Below are 15,195 nucleotides of genomic sequence, written 5' to 3'. Positions count from 1 at the left end.
ACATAGGAACTTCCTTCCCCATAAAATATGAGAAAGGAAGTTGCTGTAAAAATCCTTATTATTTATTCATGTATTGCAATGAGCCATTTAAAATTTTCGCCATATGTGAACGTTTTAATGGACTGTTGGCATCAATAACTGTTTTGCCATCAGCAGTTGGAGAACCAGTCATTACTTTACCTGCATATAGAAGTGCAAAGGCTTTTTTTGCTTCTTCGTCTTTCACTTTTGCTCCATCAGCATAGTAAGAAAGACCTGTGTCACCAAAGCTCATTTCTTTTCCTGCTACATGTGTTATTGTGCGATAGATCATGACAGCTGCTTGTTGACGAGTAAGTGTATCATTTGGATTGAAGTTTGTCGCTTTTTTAACAATGCCTGCTTCAGCTAATGCATTAATAGCTTGAACAGCTTCCGCACTAAGCTTACCTGTATCTTTAAATCCAGCATCTTTTGTAGAAGATACGTTCAATGAACGTGCCACCATTAAAGCAAATTGAGAACGTGTAATGTTGTCATTTGGTCTAAAATTGTCTTGTGCCTTCACAATTCCTAAGCTGTAAAGTGATAGGATGGCATCTTTATTCGCATCTTTACTAATGTCCTTAAATGGATTGATAACTGGTTTCACTGCACCTTCCACAGCAAAGCTAAATTGTACTGTATGATTCGAATCATACTTCACACCTTGGGCTGGTTCATTTACAACGATGTGTAATTGAGCACTTACCAGTTTCTTCAAATCTTTAACTTCAAATGAATATGTGCGTGAATTTGTTGCATCGTCTTGTTTCACTAAAGTTGCTTCTTTCCCCTCTACAGTGAAACCTTTTACATATTGACCTTGAGGGAATGTCATTGTCACAACATTTTTACCGTCTTTTACAGTAACTCCTACTTTTGGTGCGATATATTGTTTCATCATCGACTCTTCTGTTGTACCATCTTTGTAAACAGTGACAGCAACTTCATTCACTTTCACTTCTTCTTTTACTTCTTTCACTGCTTTTAGATCAAAATCATACCATTTATCCATATTTGCGGAAGGAACAACTACATGGATTTTTGCTGATTTAACTTCATCAACAACCACAGGGAAACTGTATGTAATAGTACCGTCGTTATTTTTTACTTCTTTAGCATCTAAAAATGTATCGCCTTGTTTTGTTTGTAGACCTGCAATCATTGGTGCAGATTTAGCAGTGATTGTTAATTGAGCTTCAAATTTACCGTCTTTTTCAACGATTGTTCCTTGTGGTACTAAATGAGAACTAATTGCAGGCTGTGCTTCTGTCGTACCTGTTTTAAAAATTTGGAAATTAATAACTGAATCCGTTTTAGCAGCTTTCGTTGTTTCTGCCTTCACTTCTGTATTTGTTGTTACTAATTCTGCCGCAGATGCAAAGGAAGGAACTGTAAGAGATGCTGCTAACAATGAAGCTAGTACTATTTTAGTTGCACGTGATTGACGTTTTTTAGCCATTTTATTGACCCTCCGTTTTTGTTTGTAGTTTTTTTCTATAAAGTAAAAATGCTGACCCCACTAACGCAACGATTAATAGATAAGGTGTTGCATCATCTGTTTGTGGATTGGGCACTTGACTTCCAGTTGTAGTTGCTGAAGAAGTAGGTTGAGATTTACTGGATTCTGTCTGTTGAGTAGAAGCAGTCGCTGTATTTGCAATTGATGTGGCATCAAATACAAGTGATACACTGTATTCATGATGATAATTGATATCATCAATATCAATTTTCATCGCTGTTACTACAGGTTTTGTTAGGTCTTTAACAGTGAATTGTACCGTTCGTGTATCTGCTGCTTGATCTTCACTTACTACAGTTGCTCCACCTGGTGGTTGAAATTTCGTAATCCATGCACTGTTTTTTAATGTAATTTGTACTACAGCAGTGCCATTCTTCACCGTCACTTTAGCCGGTTTTACAAAATAATCATTAGCAATGGATGCGGAATTACTTTCAGGTTTATTGACCTGATATTTTATCGAATGAGTGCCATCAGCCAGCTGAGCAGATGCTTGCGTTAACCCGAAGTTAACGAAAAAAATACTAACAAGCATGATCAACATGAGCATTTTCTTCATGTGTTGCACGCCTCCCTTAGTCATAATAAAACATCCTAATTGATAGATTCACTTCCATGTAAACGAAAATAATTCTCAATTACGATTCTACTCCCAAGAATAATCGTTACTGCCAGTCAATGTCAACTATTAATCCAAATTCGTCCTCAATATGTCAAATTTTCCTCCTAATAAAAAGAATATCACCAAAATTTGGTGATACTCTCGCTCATCATTTTATTTAGCAAACATCTCTAAAATACCAATCAATAATAATAACCATCCTGAAATAGCTGTTGAATGCCTGCCAATAAACGTTTTGGCGAGCAACGCCCCACATTGACTGCCTACCCCCACCGTAACAAAAGAAAAGACACCGATGGAAATTACTGTCCATATTGCAGAGATGCCATTTGCTCCAATGGCAATGCCCCCTGCCAAGCAATTAGCTGACAATACAAAACCGAGTGCCATTGCCTCTCGAGTTGAGATCACTAAATTTTTATCTTCATCAAAAAGCTCAGGGTTCCCTGCTATCCGCTGTTTAGAAAAGTTATTGGACATCAAGGTCCATATGCCTATAACGCATAATAGTAAACTTCCTAATAAATTGGCAGTATGCGGTGAAATGTATTCAACAACAGTGCTGCCAGCTGTTACAGCGACATATGTGACAATCATTGACATGCCAGCGATCACTGCATTCGATAAAATAGGGATTTTAACTTGCTTGACACCATAAGCAAGCCCAATCCCCAAATTGTCTAGATTTGCAGCAATCCCTATTAGAATAATAGTAATCCAGTGCATACTAAGCCTCCTCAAAACCCAGTCTCCATTTTCACCTATCATATGTAATCGAGTTAAAAATCTATGGGCTTCTTAGTCCCTTATTCAGCACCTTTTCCATGATTCATTCTTCATTTTATTGCATGAGTTACAGGAAACCTCTATTTGACAAAAGTAACAACTTGTATATAAAATTAAGTTGTTACTTATTGATATTTATTAATTTTCACTAAGAGGTAAGGAATTATTGAAAGGGGAATATGATGAGATATTCAAAAGTATGGAAGATAGGATTTGTTTTTTCATGCCTACTACTATTAGCTGCATGTGGTTCTGCAGATGCTGGTACGAAAGATAAAAAAGAAATTAACTTGGCGTATGTTGAATGGGATACAGAGGTTGCTTCTACTCATGTGGTAGGACAAGTATTAGAAAATTTAGGATATGATGTAACACTAACACCATTAGACAATGGCATCATGTGGGAGGCACTTGCGAACGGTGAGGTTGACGGTATGGTATCTGCCTGGTTACCGCAAACACATGCTCCTCAAGTAGAGAAATACAAAGATAAAATTGAGAATTTAGGCGAAAACCTTACTGGTGCTAAAATTGGCTTAGTCGTTCCAAGTTATATGGATGTTAATTCAATTGAAGACTTAACAACTCAAGCCAATAAAACAATTACAGGCATTGAACCAGGGGCTAATATGATGGCTACAACCGAAAATGCCTATAAGGAATATCCCAATTTAGAAGGTTGGAATGTTTTAACCTCTTCAGCCGGTGCCATGACCGCAGCCCTTAGTCAAGCCATTTCAAACCATGATGAAATCATTATTACAGGTTGGTCACCCCACTGGATCTTTAATGCCTACGATTTAAAATATTTAGAAGACCCTAAAGGTTTATATGGTACAGAAGAATATATTGGTACATTCGCTCGTAAAGGATTAAAAGAAGATGCATCTGAGGCGTATGATGTCCTAGATCGTTTCTATTGGACTGCCGAAGATATTGAAAGTGTGATGTTTGATATTATGGAAGGTATGAGTGCTACGGAAGCAGCCAAGAAATGGATTAACGACAATCAAGATAAAGTAGCTGACTGGACAAAAGACGGGAAGTCATCATAAATGAAAAAATCCATTTACTCATCACTAGTAAATGGATTTTCTAATTATAATGGACTACTTACAACTGTAATCCTCCTTTTAGAAGTGATCACCTTGAAACTAGTTTTAAATTGTGACCCCTGTGCTGTCGATCAAGTGCAAGTTCATTCCACCAATAACTAACACTCCTTTACAATCAATACTAAATGGGGAAAAGTTGATGGGAACGAAGGAGAACTTCTGCGGAAAACACAACTAAAACTTTTTAAAGTTTGTCTACGGTATTGAAACATTAGGCTATTCTACTATCTTTACTCTTTTTTGAACAGGGGGCCCTAATGAATAAGAATTAACCATTCTTATTCACCATCTTCATGGCTATGAATTTATTTACACTTCTTAACTTTTTTCACCCTAACATTTATTATTACTAGTAATGGTAGAAAATTTTAAAGCACGCTTGATTATATATTTTTACGAATTTTTCCCGTATGACTTTTCAGTTAAATGTTTTACTATATATCGAAAGAAAAGGAGTCTTTCATGAACTTAAATCTCAAAGCATTGTTTCCTTCCTATCGTTATTATCGTTCCAAGCCAACTCAACTATCAAATGACTGTCATATTTTTTACCATCACGAAACTAAGGAATGGTTCTCTATCTCAAAGCATGAGGTTTCACACCGGGACTACGAATGGCTGACGGTTTTTTATACTGAAGTTACTTCGTCACTATTTCAAGCCTCGGATATATGGTATGAATTTATTTACTCAAATGGTGACATGCCATCCAAATTAACCTTTAAAAAAGCACGTGTTATTCAAATAACTTTTATAAACGAAAACCCTCCTTTAGAAGCATTAAAAGAAGCGCTATACAATTTTTTTCAGGAAAATACGATATTCATTCAAGTTGCTACTAATCACTTTTTACTTATTGAACCTGAAAACTGTTCCATAAATGAGAGGGAAGATTTACTTGCCCTTATTCGTACGATTGAAGTAGATTTTTATGTCCGCATCCATTTATATGTAGGAGAATTTTATGTAATCGATCAAAGTTTTCCAGTTAAATTCCAAAGAGAAGCACAATGGTTCAAAGAATGCTTACATTTAAGAACTGCTGAACCTTATTATTCATTTCAAACAATATTCCCTATTTTATTAACAGAACAATTGCCCACTTCTATTCTTAAATTTATTGAAGAGCAGATTATTCTACCTTTAAAGTCAGACAAGGAATTATTGGAAACAATTAAAACTTTTTGTGAATGTGGTTTCAATATTTCGTCGACATCCAAAAAATTACATATACATCGTAATACGCTTACCTATCGATTATTCAAGTTTCAAGAAATCACCAATATTACTATCAAAAATTTAGATGGTGTTATTCTTGTTTACTTTGCTAGTTATCTTTGGTCCTTTTTACAAAATGCACAAAATTAATTAACTGAAAATTATGCACATTAAACATTGGTTTTCTTCCTTACTTTATTTACACTGAATAAAAGAACAAAGGGGATTAAATATGGAGAAAATTGTACTTAATCATATTTATAAAATATACGATGGTGGTGTAACAGCTGTATCTGATTTTAATTTAACAGTTCAGGATCGAGAGTTTATTGTACTTGTTGGTCCTTCAGGTTGTGGAAAGTCAACAACATTACGTATGATAGCAGGGTTAGAGGAAATTTCGGAAGGCGATTTTTTAATTGATAACAGGAAAATGAATGATGTGCCATCTAAGGAACGTGATATAGCGATGGTGTTTCAAAACTATGCACTCTATCCACATATGACAGTATATGACAACATGGCATTTGGCTTAAAGCTTCGAAAATTTTCAAAACAAGAAATTAAAGAACGTGTTCACAACGCAGCAGCCATACTCGATTTAGAAAAGTATTTAGATCGTAAGCCTAAAGCTCTATCGGGTGGTCAGAGACAACGAGTTGCCCTTGGTCGAGCAATCGTCCGAGATGCAAATATTTTCTTAATGGACGAGCCATTGTCCAATTTAGATGCAAAGCTACGCGTGCAAATGCGTGCAGAAATTACTAAGCTTCATCGACGATTAAAAACAACGACAATTTACGTAACACATGACCAAACTGAAGCAATGACAATGGCAACACGCCTTGTTGTCATGAAGGATGGTATTGTTCAACAAATTGGTACGCCTGAAGAAGTATACAGATTACCTGAAAATAAATTTGTTGGTGGTTTTATAGGCTCACCATCAATGAACTTTTTTAAAGGGGTTTTCTATGAGGAAGGGATTCAATTAGGACCTATTACATTAACCATTCCAGCAGAAAAATCCAAATTATTATTAGAGCAAGGATACTTACAAAAAGAATTGATTCTTGGCATTCGTCCTGAACATATATATGAAAAATCTTCTGTCATTTCTGAGCCATTCTTCTCAGCTATTGAAGCAAATGTTGATGTATCCGAATTAACAGGTGCTGAGCTTATGCTACATGCACAGTTAAATGGACAGCCTTATATTGCACGTGTAAACTCTGATACCAAAATTACTCAGGGCCAATTAGCACACCTACTTTTTGATATGTCACGAGCTCATTTCTTTGACTTAGAAACAGAGCAACGCATTCGTTAGAATAATAGACAAGTATAAGCCTCATTGAAAAGGAAACAGACTACAACAAGTCTGTTTCTCTTTTTACAGTTTAATGTGCAATCAACCTCACTAATTTCAGATTAACCGTTCTATTTGACAGTTAGTTATTCTCCTCTACCATTCATGACATTTACGTACTAAAAACATACAAATGTAAAAGACCCAATTTCTCTATATAGGGGATAGAAAGAAGTTGGGTCTTTTTATGAAATTTTTATCGATGTAATTTCCCATTTTCCTAATCGCACCACTGTTTTTTATTACTTCATTGCTGCACCATACAGACCTGCCTCAGCTTTCCGAATACTACTCTCTATAATTTGCTCTTTCCCTTCAAAAGGCGTACGTAACAAACGTTGCTGAATGACCTCTTTAATCTGCTCGATGATTTTCGGCTGATGATTAAAAAAACCTCCGCCTAATACGATGCAGTGTGGATCAAGCATTAAAATCATTTGGTGTAACTGTTTTTCCATGCAATCAATAATTTGCTGCAACACCTTCTCCATGATAGGGTCACCCTTGTAATAGAGCTCCATCATATCTTTTAATCGAATAGCTGAATTTCCTAGTAATACTCTTCCCAGCTTTTCTATAGCTGGCCCAGCGACACTTTCCTCTAACGTTTCACCAGCATGACCGACAATATTAAACCCTATTTCACCAGCTAATCCTGTTCCTCGTAAAAATTCACCATTAACGATGGTACAACAAGATATCCCTGTACTTAATGTTACATATACCATCGTTTCCTTCTGAAATCCTCTAGCATTATACTCTCCCCAGGCTGCCATATGCACATCGTTATCCATCATAATCTGTGCATGGGGAAAAAATTCAACTAAGCGTTCACAAATCGGAAAGTTACGCCACGGTATATTATTTTGATAGATGGCTAGACCTTTTTGAACATCAACAATACCAGGTAAACCAATGCTTACCTTAGAGATATCTTTAAAAGAGAGCTTCTTCTCCATACAGAGCAACTCAAAGCTGTTGATTAAACAATGGAATAAAGCGTCTCTAGTTGAAATATCACTTGGTACCTCTCTTTTAATTAAGAGCTGCTGGTGTTGGCTGAATAAAGCTGTGGCTAACTTTGTCCCACCAACATCGGCTACTAAAATATGACTCATCTTTTCATCACCAGTTTTCCACACAGGATTCACTTAAATTCAAAATTATCAGAAAGTAAAAGATAGAAATATATCTATTACCTATGGAAGAGTCTACTATTATGAAAGTTTGACGACTTGTGTTAAATTACGTGGTTTATCGGGATTACGCCCTTTAAATATGGCATGCTGATAAGCTAAAAGTTGGAAGTAAGGAACCGCTTCAACAAGGCGATTTACATCATCTACTTCTGCAGATAGCTTAAAAATTAAATCTGCTTCTAATTCTTCAGAAGCTATACCGATAATAACAACGAAGCCTCCAAGCTTTTGAATATCCTTCACTAATGCCTGATCATATTCCTTCGTTTCATTTTGTGTAAATATAATAACAACCGTTTCCTGATCGACAATAGAAATTGGACCATGTCGGAATTCTAAATTTGAGTAACTTTCACATTCCGTTTGGGTCATTTCCTTCAGCTTTAATGTTGCTTCTTTAGCCAACCCATTAAAAACACCTGACCCTAAAAAAATAAAGCGCTTTATGGAAGCATCTTCAGTCACCTGCGTTAACTGCTGTCCATTGCCTAATGCTGAATGCACAAGAGCGGGGATTTTCTCTAATTGTTCCAGCATATCCGCTCTTCCACTAATTTTCGTAGCATATAATTGCAAGGCATATAGCATATTAGAAAATGATTGTGTCATGACCACGCTTTTTTCTGATATATGATTTAAAGCAATCAATTCATCTGTTAATTTTGCCATAGGTGTGTCACCATTACATGTTACTGCCATAGTACGTATATTTTTAGCATCCTTCAAATGCTCTAAGGACATAATGATTTCCGAAGTTGTCCCCGATCGTGAAATTCCAATAATAAGATACTTTTTATTCTTTAATATAAAAGTGTCTGTGTGTAAAAATAACTCAGATGCTGGTACCGCAATGGCAAATTCTCCCGTAACGGCTTGATAATACCGCGCTGCTGCAATGGCTAAATAATAGGATGTTCCACATCCAGTGAAAAGCACTACATCTACAGCTTTTTCATTGAAAGTAATTAATTGAACAGTGTCCTTTGTTCTTTCTAACTTTTGTCCTTGTGCCATAATCTCATTGTATGTGTACATAACCAAATCCCTACTTCTCTTATATTTTAGTTATTTGTATCTCATCGATAAGCTTTTCCACATTTTTTCTTTGGACTTTTGCAATTTCATTATGTGCTGCATTCGCTGAGCCACAGGCAACAGCCCATTTGTATGCCTCTGTATGGTCTGCACCATGTGAGAGCTTATAAATAAGTCCTCCTAAAAAGGCATCACCACTTCCTACTGTATTGACCACATTTATCGATGGTGCATTCACTTTGTAAACCCCTGACGGATGAACAAATAGAGCGCCTTGCTCGCCCAATGAAAAACATACATGCTCAATGCCCATTTTTTGTAATTTTACACCAGTATGAACTAAGTCTTCCTGAGTCAAAGCAGACCTACCGATTAATTGAGCAATTTCATCCTTATTAGGCTTAATGATGAAAGGTATTGCCGTAATACCCTTTTTCAAAGCATCGCCACTTGTATCAAGTGCGACTCTAATACCTTTTTCCTTTAATAATTTGATAATCGTTGCATATGCCGTTTTCTGTATACCTTGGGGTAGGCTTCCTGACAATACAAAATAGGTAGCATGTTCCGCTTGTGTTTCAATCCAGCTTAACATTTTTATCCACTCTTGTTCATGAATTGTAGGTCCTACCTCTAACAACTCGCTCATTTCCTTCGTTTGCTGATTAATAATCGTTAAACAAATCCGGCTTTCCTCCACTATTTGTACGAAATCAGTTTGGAGATTTTCCTCCTGTAAAAGCTCGGCTATTTTACTACCATTTAATCCACCAACGAAACCGCCAATACTCACTTCACCACCAAGTGATGCAATAACACGAGCTACGTTAACCCCTTTTCCACCACCTTGTTGTGACTTCTGTAACACACGATTTGTCTGACCAATCATTAAAGAGTCCAGCTCATATACTTGGTCAATGGCTGCGTTTAAGGTTAAAGTAGTAATCATTTTTGTAACATCACAATCTTTTGCTCTACTAATTTAATTAAAGATTCCCGTGCTGGAAGGAAATACTTTCTTGGATCATTTTCTGTTGGATAATCCTTAAAATAAGCTCTTAATTCTTCAGCAAATAAGTCTTTAAGCTCCGTAGAAAAATTTACTTTCGCAATTCCATATTTCAAAGATTTACGCACATCCTCTTCTGGCACCCCCGAGGCTCCATGCATAACTAATGGAATATTAGTAGAACAATGGATTTCCTGTAAAAGCTCAAATAACAATTTTGGCTTTTCCCGGTACTTACCATGTGCCGTACCGAAAGCGGGGGCAAACGAATGGATTCCCGTAACCTTCACAAAATGCTCAGCTTGCTTAGGGTCAGTAAAGAATGCATTCTCTTCCTTTACGCTTACACTATCCTCGACACCACCAATTGTTCCAAGCTCTGCCTCAACTGGCACATTTACCGCACTTGCAGCTTCAACTACTTTTTTTACTAATAAAATATTTTCCTCATAAGGTAAGGAAGATCCATCAATCATCACAGAGGTGTAGCCTGCCCGTAAACATTCCATCACAATATGATAAGATTCGCCATGATCCAAATGTAATGCCACCGGTACTTTTGCCTGTTCCGCTGCTGTTTTTGCTAGCGCAATTAGATAAGGCATCTCTACATATTTATAAGTACTTGAAGTTGTTTGCAAAATTACAGGTGCACCCACTATTTCTGCCCCAGCTATTACAGCTTTAATCACTTCTAAATTATGTGCTCCAAAAGCACCGATTGCATAATTATTTTTATAAGCATCTTCCAACATATCTTTAGTTGTCACTAATGGCATAATAGAATTCCTCCCTCAATGGGTTGTTGGTATAATCTATAACAAAAATAAATGAAGCAAACTATTAAATTTTAATTTAATTCCGTATAAAAACGGCAACGATCTCCTCTAACAATCGAAATACAGAACTCCACTGGTTTCCCTGAAGTGTCAAACGCAGTCCGCTCCAGTAATAAAGCTGGTTTTCCAGCCTCTGTTTTCAATAAAGATGCTTCATCTTTCTTGATAAGGACAGGTTCAAAGGCTTCTCTCGCCCTTACAACAATAATGTTAAAACGTTCGGCTAATAAACTGTATAAGGACGAAGACGTTACTTCTCGTAATATTTCAATATCCTTAATTAGGCTTAATGGTAAAAAAGATGATTCCAAAATAATCGGCTCATTATCTGCAAATCGTAAACGCTTCATTTCTACAACTTGTTCGTTTTCCTCTAATGCTAAATTAGTTCTAACCTTCATTGATGGATATACCTTCTGTATTTCTAATACTTCATCTTTTTGATTAAATCCCTTTTCTTGAATCATGCGACTAAAGCTATAAAACCCTCCAAGAGATTGTTCAAGTCTAGGCTTGCAAACAAAGGTCCCTTTCCCTTGAATCCGATATAATTTCTCTTCCTTTACTAATTCCTCTATTGCCTTTTTTACTGTATTTCGACTAACACGGAACATCTCCATCAATTGATTTTCCGAGTCAATTTTATCTCCTGGTTTCCATTCACCTGATTGAATTTTCCCAAATAAAATTTGTTTCAGTTGATGATATAATGGGATTACACTAGATTGATCTAATAAATGCATCTTTTTTCCTTCCTTCTCTAGGTTTTGTAATCAATATACCATCTATATAATAGGATGCCTATTGATATATCAATCCTTTTCAAAGGCAAGAATCCCTAAGCAAAAAGTTTTCTCTACTTCCCCTTCCTCATTCAACCAAACAATATCTGCGTCTTTTCCTAGTGCAATAGACCCTTTACGATTGTCCATGCCTAAATGCTCTGCTTGATTTAAGGAAACAACACGTAATTGCTCAGCAAGTGAAAGTGTAAGCCATTCTTCTATGTTCTTTCTTGCCGCATTCATATTCAATACACTTCCTGCTAAGGAACCTGTTTTACGTTGAATACATTGATTATTCATTACTTCTACTTCATTACCACCTAAATGATACATACCATCTGGCATCCCCTTTGCACGCATACCATCTGTAATGACGAGCAAACGATTCAAGCCTGTCAGTTTATAAACCATTGGTAGTAAATCTTTATGAACATGTATATTATCTGGAATTATTTCCACATACACATCTTCTGATAAAAGTACTGCTCCAACAACACCTGGATCACGATGATGCAGTCCACTCATGCCATTAAATAGGTGTGTTGCATGATTAATACCAGCTTTTAATGCATGTTGTGCTGTATCATAGTCAGCATTAGAGTGACCAATAGATGCAATAACCCCTTTACTAGTTAATTCGTGTAGTAATTCAAAACTGCTGTCTTCCTCTGGCGCAAATGTGACAATACGAATCGAATGATGAGACTTATTATACAGGTCATTAAATTGTTGCACATTTGGTTTTAAAATATATGCTTCGGATTGTGCCCCTTTTTTTAATTGACTAATAAATGGACCTTCTAAATGAATTCCTAACATCTCAGGTACTGCTGTCGGTTGGTTTTTATAATAATAGGCAAGTGCCTCAACAGCAGCTTCAATCTCCGTCATAGAGCCTGTCATCGTTGTGGCTAAAAAAGCAGTTATTCCCTCACTGGCTAAATACTTTGCAATTCTCGAATAACAAATATAGTCCGCATCCATAAAATCATGGCCTACAGCACCATGTATATGGATATCGATCATTCCAGGGATAATATAGCCTCTTTGCTGACAGTCAATTACATTCTCTATTAAAGCGAGGGTAGGGCAATTAGCCATATGATCAATTACTGTAATTTTCCCTTCCGACATTACTAGGAATCCGTTATTGATAATTTGATTTTCCATCACGATATTCGCATTAATAATCCATATTTTATTCATGAGGTTATCCCTCTCTCAACAGAGTAATGTGGTAGATTAGTATGTTTCTCTACTTCGCTCTCATTCTTAAATATATGGGATGACATCCACGTTAAAAATAATGCAGCTAAACTAACACCGAAAAACGGTATTAAGCCAGGCAACCAGCTATACACTTTATAAAGAATTACAAGCCCTACAATATTGCTAATCATTTGTAATGGATACGCAATACTAAATATGATTGAAGCAGCAAAGTAGCGTAGTGTTGGCAAATTATAATGGGAGAATAGTTGAAATATATTTACGACAATCATACCGAAAAGTATACAAATAGAAATAAACGCTGTTAGTAACAGTAGACCTTGTAAGCCATGAAACGTTAAAATGATTTGAAAATTAATCGTTAAAAAGTAGCCAACACACAGTAGAATCATACCTATTTTATTGGATGGAATAAATTCAGCTTTATATGTATTCCAATAGATTTTGACTAATCGTTTTAAATCATCTTCTCCTTGTAGCCTTTTACGTAAAGTAGTAAACATGGCAACAGTCGCTGGGGCTACTCCAAATAACAACAATCCTAATAAAGCTAAGCCTGTCCATAGTAACTGTAACACCGCTAACAATGTGATCCACTCTACAAACCAGTATAGTTTACCTTTCCACCCTTCCAATTCCATGTCCATTACCTCCCTACGATAACGCATTCCTAAATATTTTCTTTTTATACACTCCCTACATCCATCATTGAAGGTCGAACAAGAGAGTGTCACATAAGCCCAGTTATGCAAGATAAACTTATAGCCTATGTGACCTTTTCTTGTTAAGTTTGAGGGAGAATCTGAACCTCCTTATTTAGAACGGTCATATGCCCCTTGTGCCACTTCCATATAGTCCTGCAAGCCCATCTTCTCTATTGTTTTCTTATAGTCATTCCATTTATCGAAGCTTTCTTTTCCTGTAATAAAGCTTGCTGTCATTTCATTTACATAGGTTTGTATGTCTGTTAAAACAGCGGACACTCGATCATTTTCTTCCACAGTGTAATTTAACCCTGGAATAATTTCATCATCTTTCAAAGCATATGGCATAACTTGCTTAGCATTGTTAAGAGAATTTTCCTTAGCCTCTGCACCTTGGAAATACTTTTGCGTAACAATCCCAGGGTAATAACCACCTGGCCATGTTAGATAATCACTTATTGCTTGGTCTAAGTTTTTGCCATCTGGATTATTCGTAATACTGTCGATATATTGAATAGTTCCATCCTCATTTTCTTCGTAAGTGACACCTTCAAAGCCCATAAAGAACATTTTAGCCCCTTCATCACCATATAAATGATCAATCCAACGAACCATTGCTTCAGGATTTTTCGCTTTATCTGTTACGACAAACATTCCTAGATTCCCAAGACCATTAGTCATTGCAGTATATTGTCGATCCCCATTAGGTCCTTCTAAAACTTGGGCACCCGTATAACCATCTAGTTTAAATAACTCTTTAGGGTCTACTTCACTAAGCATACCAAACGTTCCTTTTGCTGCTTCTGCCGCAAATTTCTGTGGCTCAGTCGTAAACACATCCTTATTAATTAAACCTTCTTTATAAAGCTTATTTAAATATTCAAGTAATTGTTTATATTCGTCAGTCGTTGGCACGAATCGGAATTCCTCAGTTCCTTCTTTAAAATCTAAATTCAGATTCATCGTTCCTTGCTTATTCAAGCCAAACGATCCTCTTAAGTAAGAAATAATTTGTTCAATACCATAACCAGTTCCCCAGCCTTGTTCATCTTGTAAACCATTACCATTTGGATCATTCTCTTTAAAAGCTTTTAATACTTTGTATAAATCTTTTGTTGTTTCTGGTGATTGTAAGCCTAGGTTATCAAGCCATGTTTGGTTAATCCATGGCGCTCCAACACGAAGTGATGAAAATTTTGGATCGTAAATTGTTGGAAAGCCATAGATATTTCCATCTGCCATTGTCACACCTTGCTTGACAGATGGGTATTCTTCTAATAGCTTTTTAAAATTTGGTGCATATTGATCGATGAATTCATTCAACGGTAAGAATACACCTTGTTGACCGTACTTGATTAAATCTGTTTTGGAAAATGCTGATGCAAAAAATATTTCCGGATAGTTTCCTGAAGCTAAAAGTAAGTTCTTTTTGTCTGCTAATACTTCTGTCTGAACCGTTGTCCAATTCATATGGATGTTAGACATTTTCTCGTATTCTTCCCATAACATTAGATGATTCCAATCCTGTGATGCAAAAAACTTTGCTGCAAAACCATCGACTTCAATTTTCTCCTTTGCAATCGGCATACCCGTCACATTCAAATTATCGATATTATCACTTTTTACTCCACCAGCTTCTTTATTATCCGAACATGCTCCTAATAAACTTGCAGCTAACATCAGGCTTGTTACAAAACCATAAACATGCTTTTTTTTCATTTTCACTTAAAATCGCCCCTGT

Annotated in this window: 14 protein-coding genes; 3 read left to right on the top strand and 11 right to left on the bottom strand. The window is 36.2% G+C overall.

What is annotated here, in order from left to right; genetic code table 11:
• Window positions 1-58: 58 nt before the first annotated feature.
• The 3 genes from ACE1MS_RS03535 to ACE1MS_RS03525 form a co-directional block, all read right to left on the bottom strand.
• Window positions 59-1,483, bottom strand: coding sequence for an NEAT domain-containing protein (locus ACE1MS_RS03535; RefSeq protein ID WP_012292998.1), 1,425 nt, complete (start codon window positions 1,481-1,483; stop codon window positions 59-61).
• 1 nt (window position 1,484) lies between these two features.
• On the bottom strand, window positions 1,485-2,102 hold the full coding sequence (gene isdC, locus ACE1MS_RS03530; RefSeq protein WP_031418787.1) for a heme uptake protein IsdC: 618 nt from the start codon (window positions 2,100-2,102) through the stop codon (window positions 1,485-1,487).
• Between the two features lie 216 nt (window positions 2,103-2,318).
• On the bottom strand, window positions 2,319-2,891 hold the full coding sequence (locus ACE1MS_RS03525; RefSeq protein ID WP_012292996.1) for a manganese efflux pump: 573 nt from the start codon (window positions 2,889-2,891) through the stop codon (window positions 2,319-2,321).
• 242 nt (window positions 2,892-3,133) lie between these two features.
• Here ACE1MS_RS03525 and ACE1MS_RS03520 point away from each other — a divergent pair, with 242 nt between their 5' ends.
• From ACE1MS_RS03520 to ACE1MS_RS03510, 3 genes are all read left to right on the top strand, one after another.
• Window positions 3,134-4,006 carry a glycine betaine ABC transporter substrate-binding protein gene (locus ACE1MS_RS03520; RefSeq protein WP_031418785.1) on the top strand — a complete coding sequence of 291 codons (873 nt, stop codon included), beginning with the start codon at window positions 3,134-3,136 and terminating at the stop codon, window positions 4,004-4,006.
• Window positions 4,007-4,528: 522 nt separating this feature from the next.
• Complete coding sequence (locus tag ACE1MS_RS03515; protein WP_447402707.1) at window positions 4,529-5,434, top strand: PucR family transcriptional regulator; 906 nt, start codon at window positions 4,529-4,531, stop codon at window positions 5,432-5,434.
• 82 nt (window positions 5,435-5,516) lie between these two features.
• Window positions 5,517-6,614, top strand: a complete 1,098-nt coding sequence (locus tag ACE1MS_RS03510; RefSeq protein WP_012292993.1) for an ABC transporter ATP-binding protein — start codon at window positions 5,517-5,519, stop codon at window positions 6,612-6,614.
• Between the two features lie 281 nt (window positions 6,615-6,895).
• Here ACE1MS_RS03510 and ACE1MS_RS03505 read toward each other — a convergent pair whose 3' ends face one another.
• From ACE1MS_RS03505 to ACE1MS_RS03470, 8 genes are all read right to left on the bottom strand, one after another.
• Window positions 6,896-7,771, bottom strand: coding sequence for an ROK family protein (locus ACE1MS_RS03505; protein WP_031418782.1), 876 nt, complete (start codon window positions 7,769-7,771; stop codon window positions 6,896-6,898).
• A 99-nt stretch (window positions 7,772-7,870) separates the two neighbouring features.
• Entirely contained in the window at window positions 7,871-8,887 is a 1,017-nt protein-coding gene (locus ACE1MS_RS03500) for an SIS domain-containing protein (protein WP_227256905.1), read from the bottom strand.
• A gap of 19 nt (window positions 8,888-8,906) precedes the next feature.
• The gene (gene pfkB / locus ACE1MS_RS03495; RefSeq protein ID WP_012292990.1) at window positions 8,907-9,836 is read right to left on the bottom strand and encodes a 1-phosphofructokinase; all 930 of its coding nucleotides are present in this window, start codon (window positions 9,834-9,836) and stop codon (window positions 8,907-8,909) included.
• Window positions 9,833-10,675, bottom strand: coding sequence for a class II fructose-bisphosphate aldolase (locus ACE1MS_RS03490; protein WP_447402706.1), 843 nt, complete (start codon window positions 10,673-10,675; stop codon window positions 9,833-9,835). The genes pfkB and ACE1MS_RS03490 overlap by 4 nt, the downstream gene beginning before the upstream one ends.
• 71 nt (window positions 10,676-10,746) lie before the next feature.
• Complete coding sequence (locus ACE1MS_RS03485; protein ID WP_031418781.1) at window positions 10,747-11,478, bottom strand: GntR family transcriptional regulator; 732 nt, start codon at window positions 11,476-11,478, stop codon at window positions 10,747-10,749.
• A gap of 69 nt (window positions 11,479-11,547) precedes the next feature.
• Window positions 11,548-12,726 (bottom strand): N-acetylglucosamine-6-phosphate deacetylase, encoded by a 1,179-nt coding sequence (nagA, locus tag ACE1MS_RS03480; protein ID WP_012292987.1) that lies wholly within the window; start codon window positions 12,724-12,726, stop codon window positions 11,548-11,550.
• The gene (locus ACE1MS_RS03475) at window positions 12,723-13,391 is read right to left on the bottom strand and encodes a YesL family protein (RefSeq protein WP_012292986.1); all 669 of its coding nucleotides are present in this window, start codon (window positions 13,389-13,391) and stop codon (window positions 12,723-12,725) included. Before ACE1MS_RS03475 ends, nagA begins: the two co-directional genes overlap by 4 nt.
• Before the next feature lie 171 nt (window positions 13,392-13,562).
• A complete protein-coding gene (locus ACE1MS_RS03470) occupies window positions 13,563-15,173 on the bottom strand; it encodes an extracellular solute-binding protein (protein ID WP_447402960.1) in 1,611 nt (536 codons plus the stop codon).
• Between the last annotated feature and the right edge of the window lie 22 nt (window positions 15,174-15,195).

Source organism: Lysinibacillus sp. fkY74-1 (genome assembly GCF_053165895.1).
This window is presented reverse-complemented; position numbering and strand designations above follow the sequence as displayed.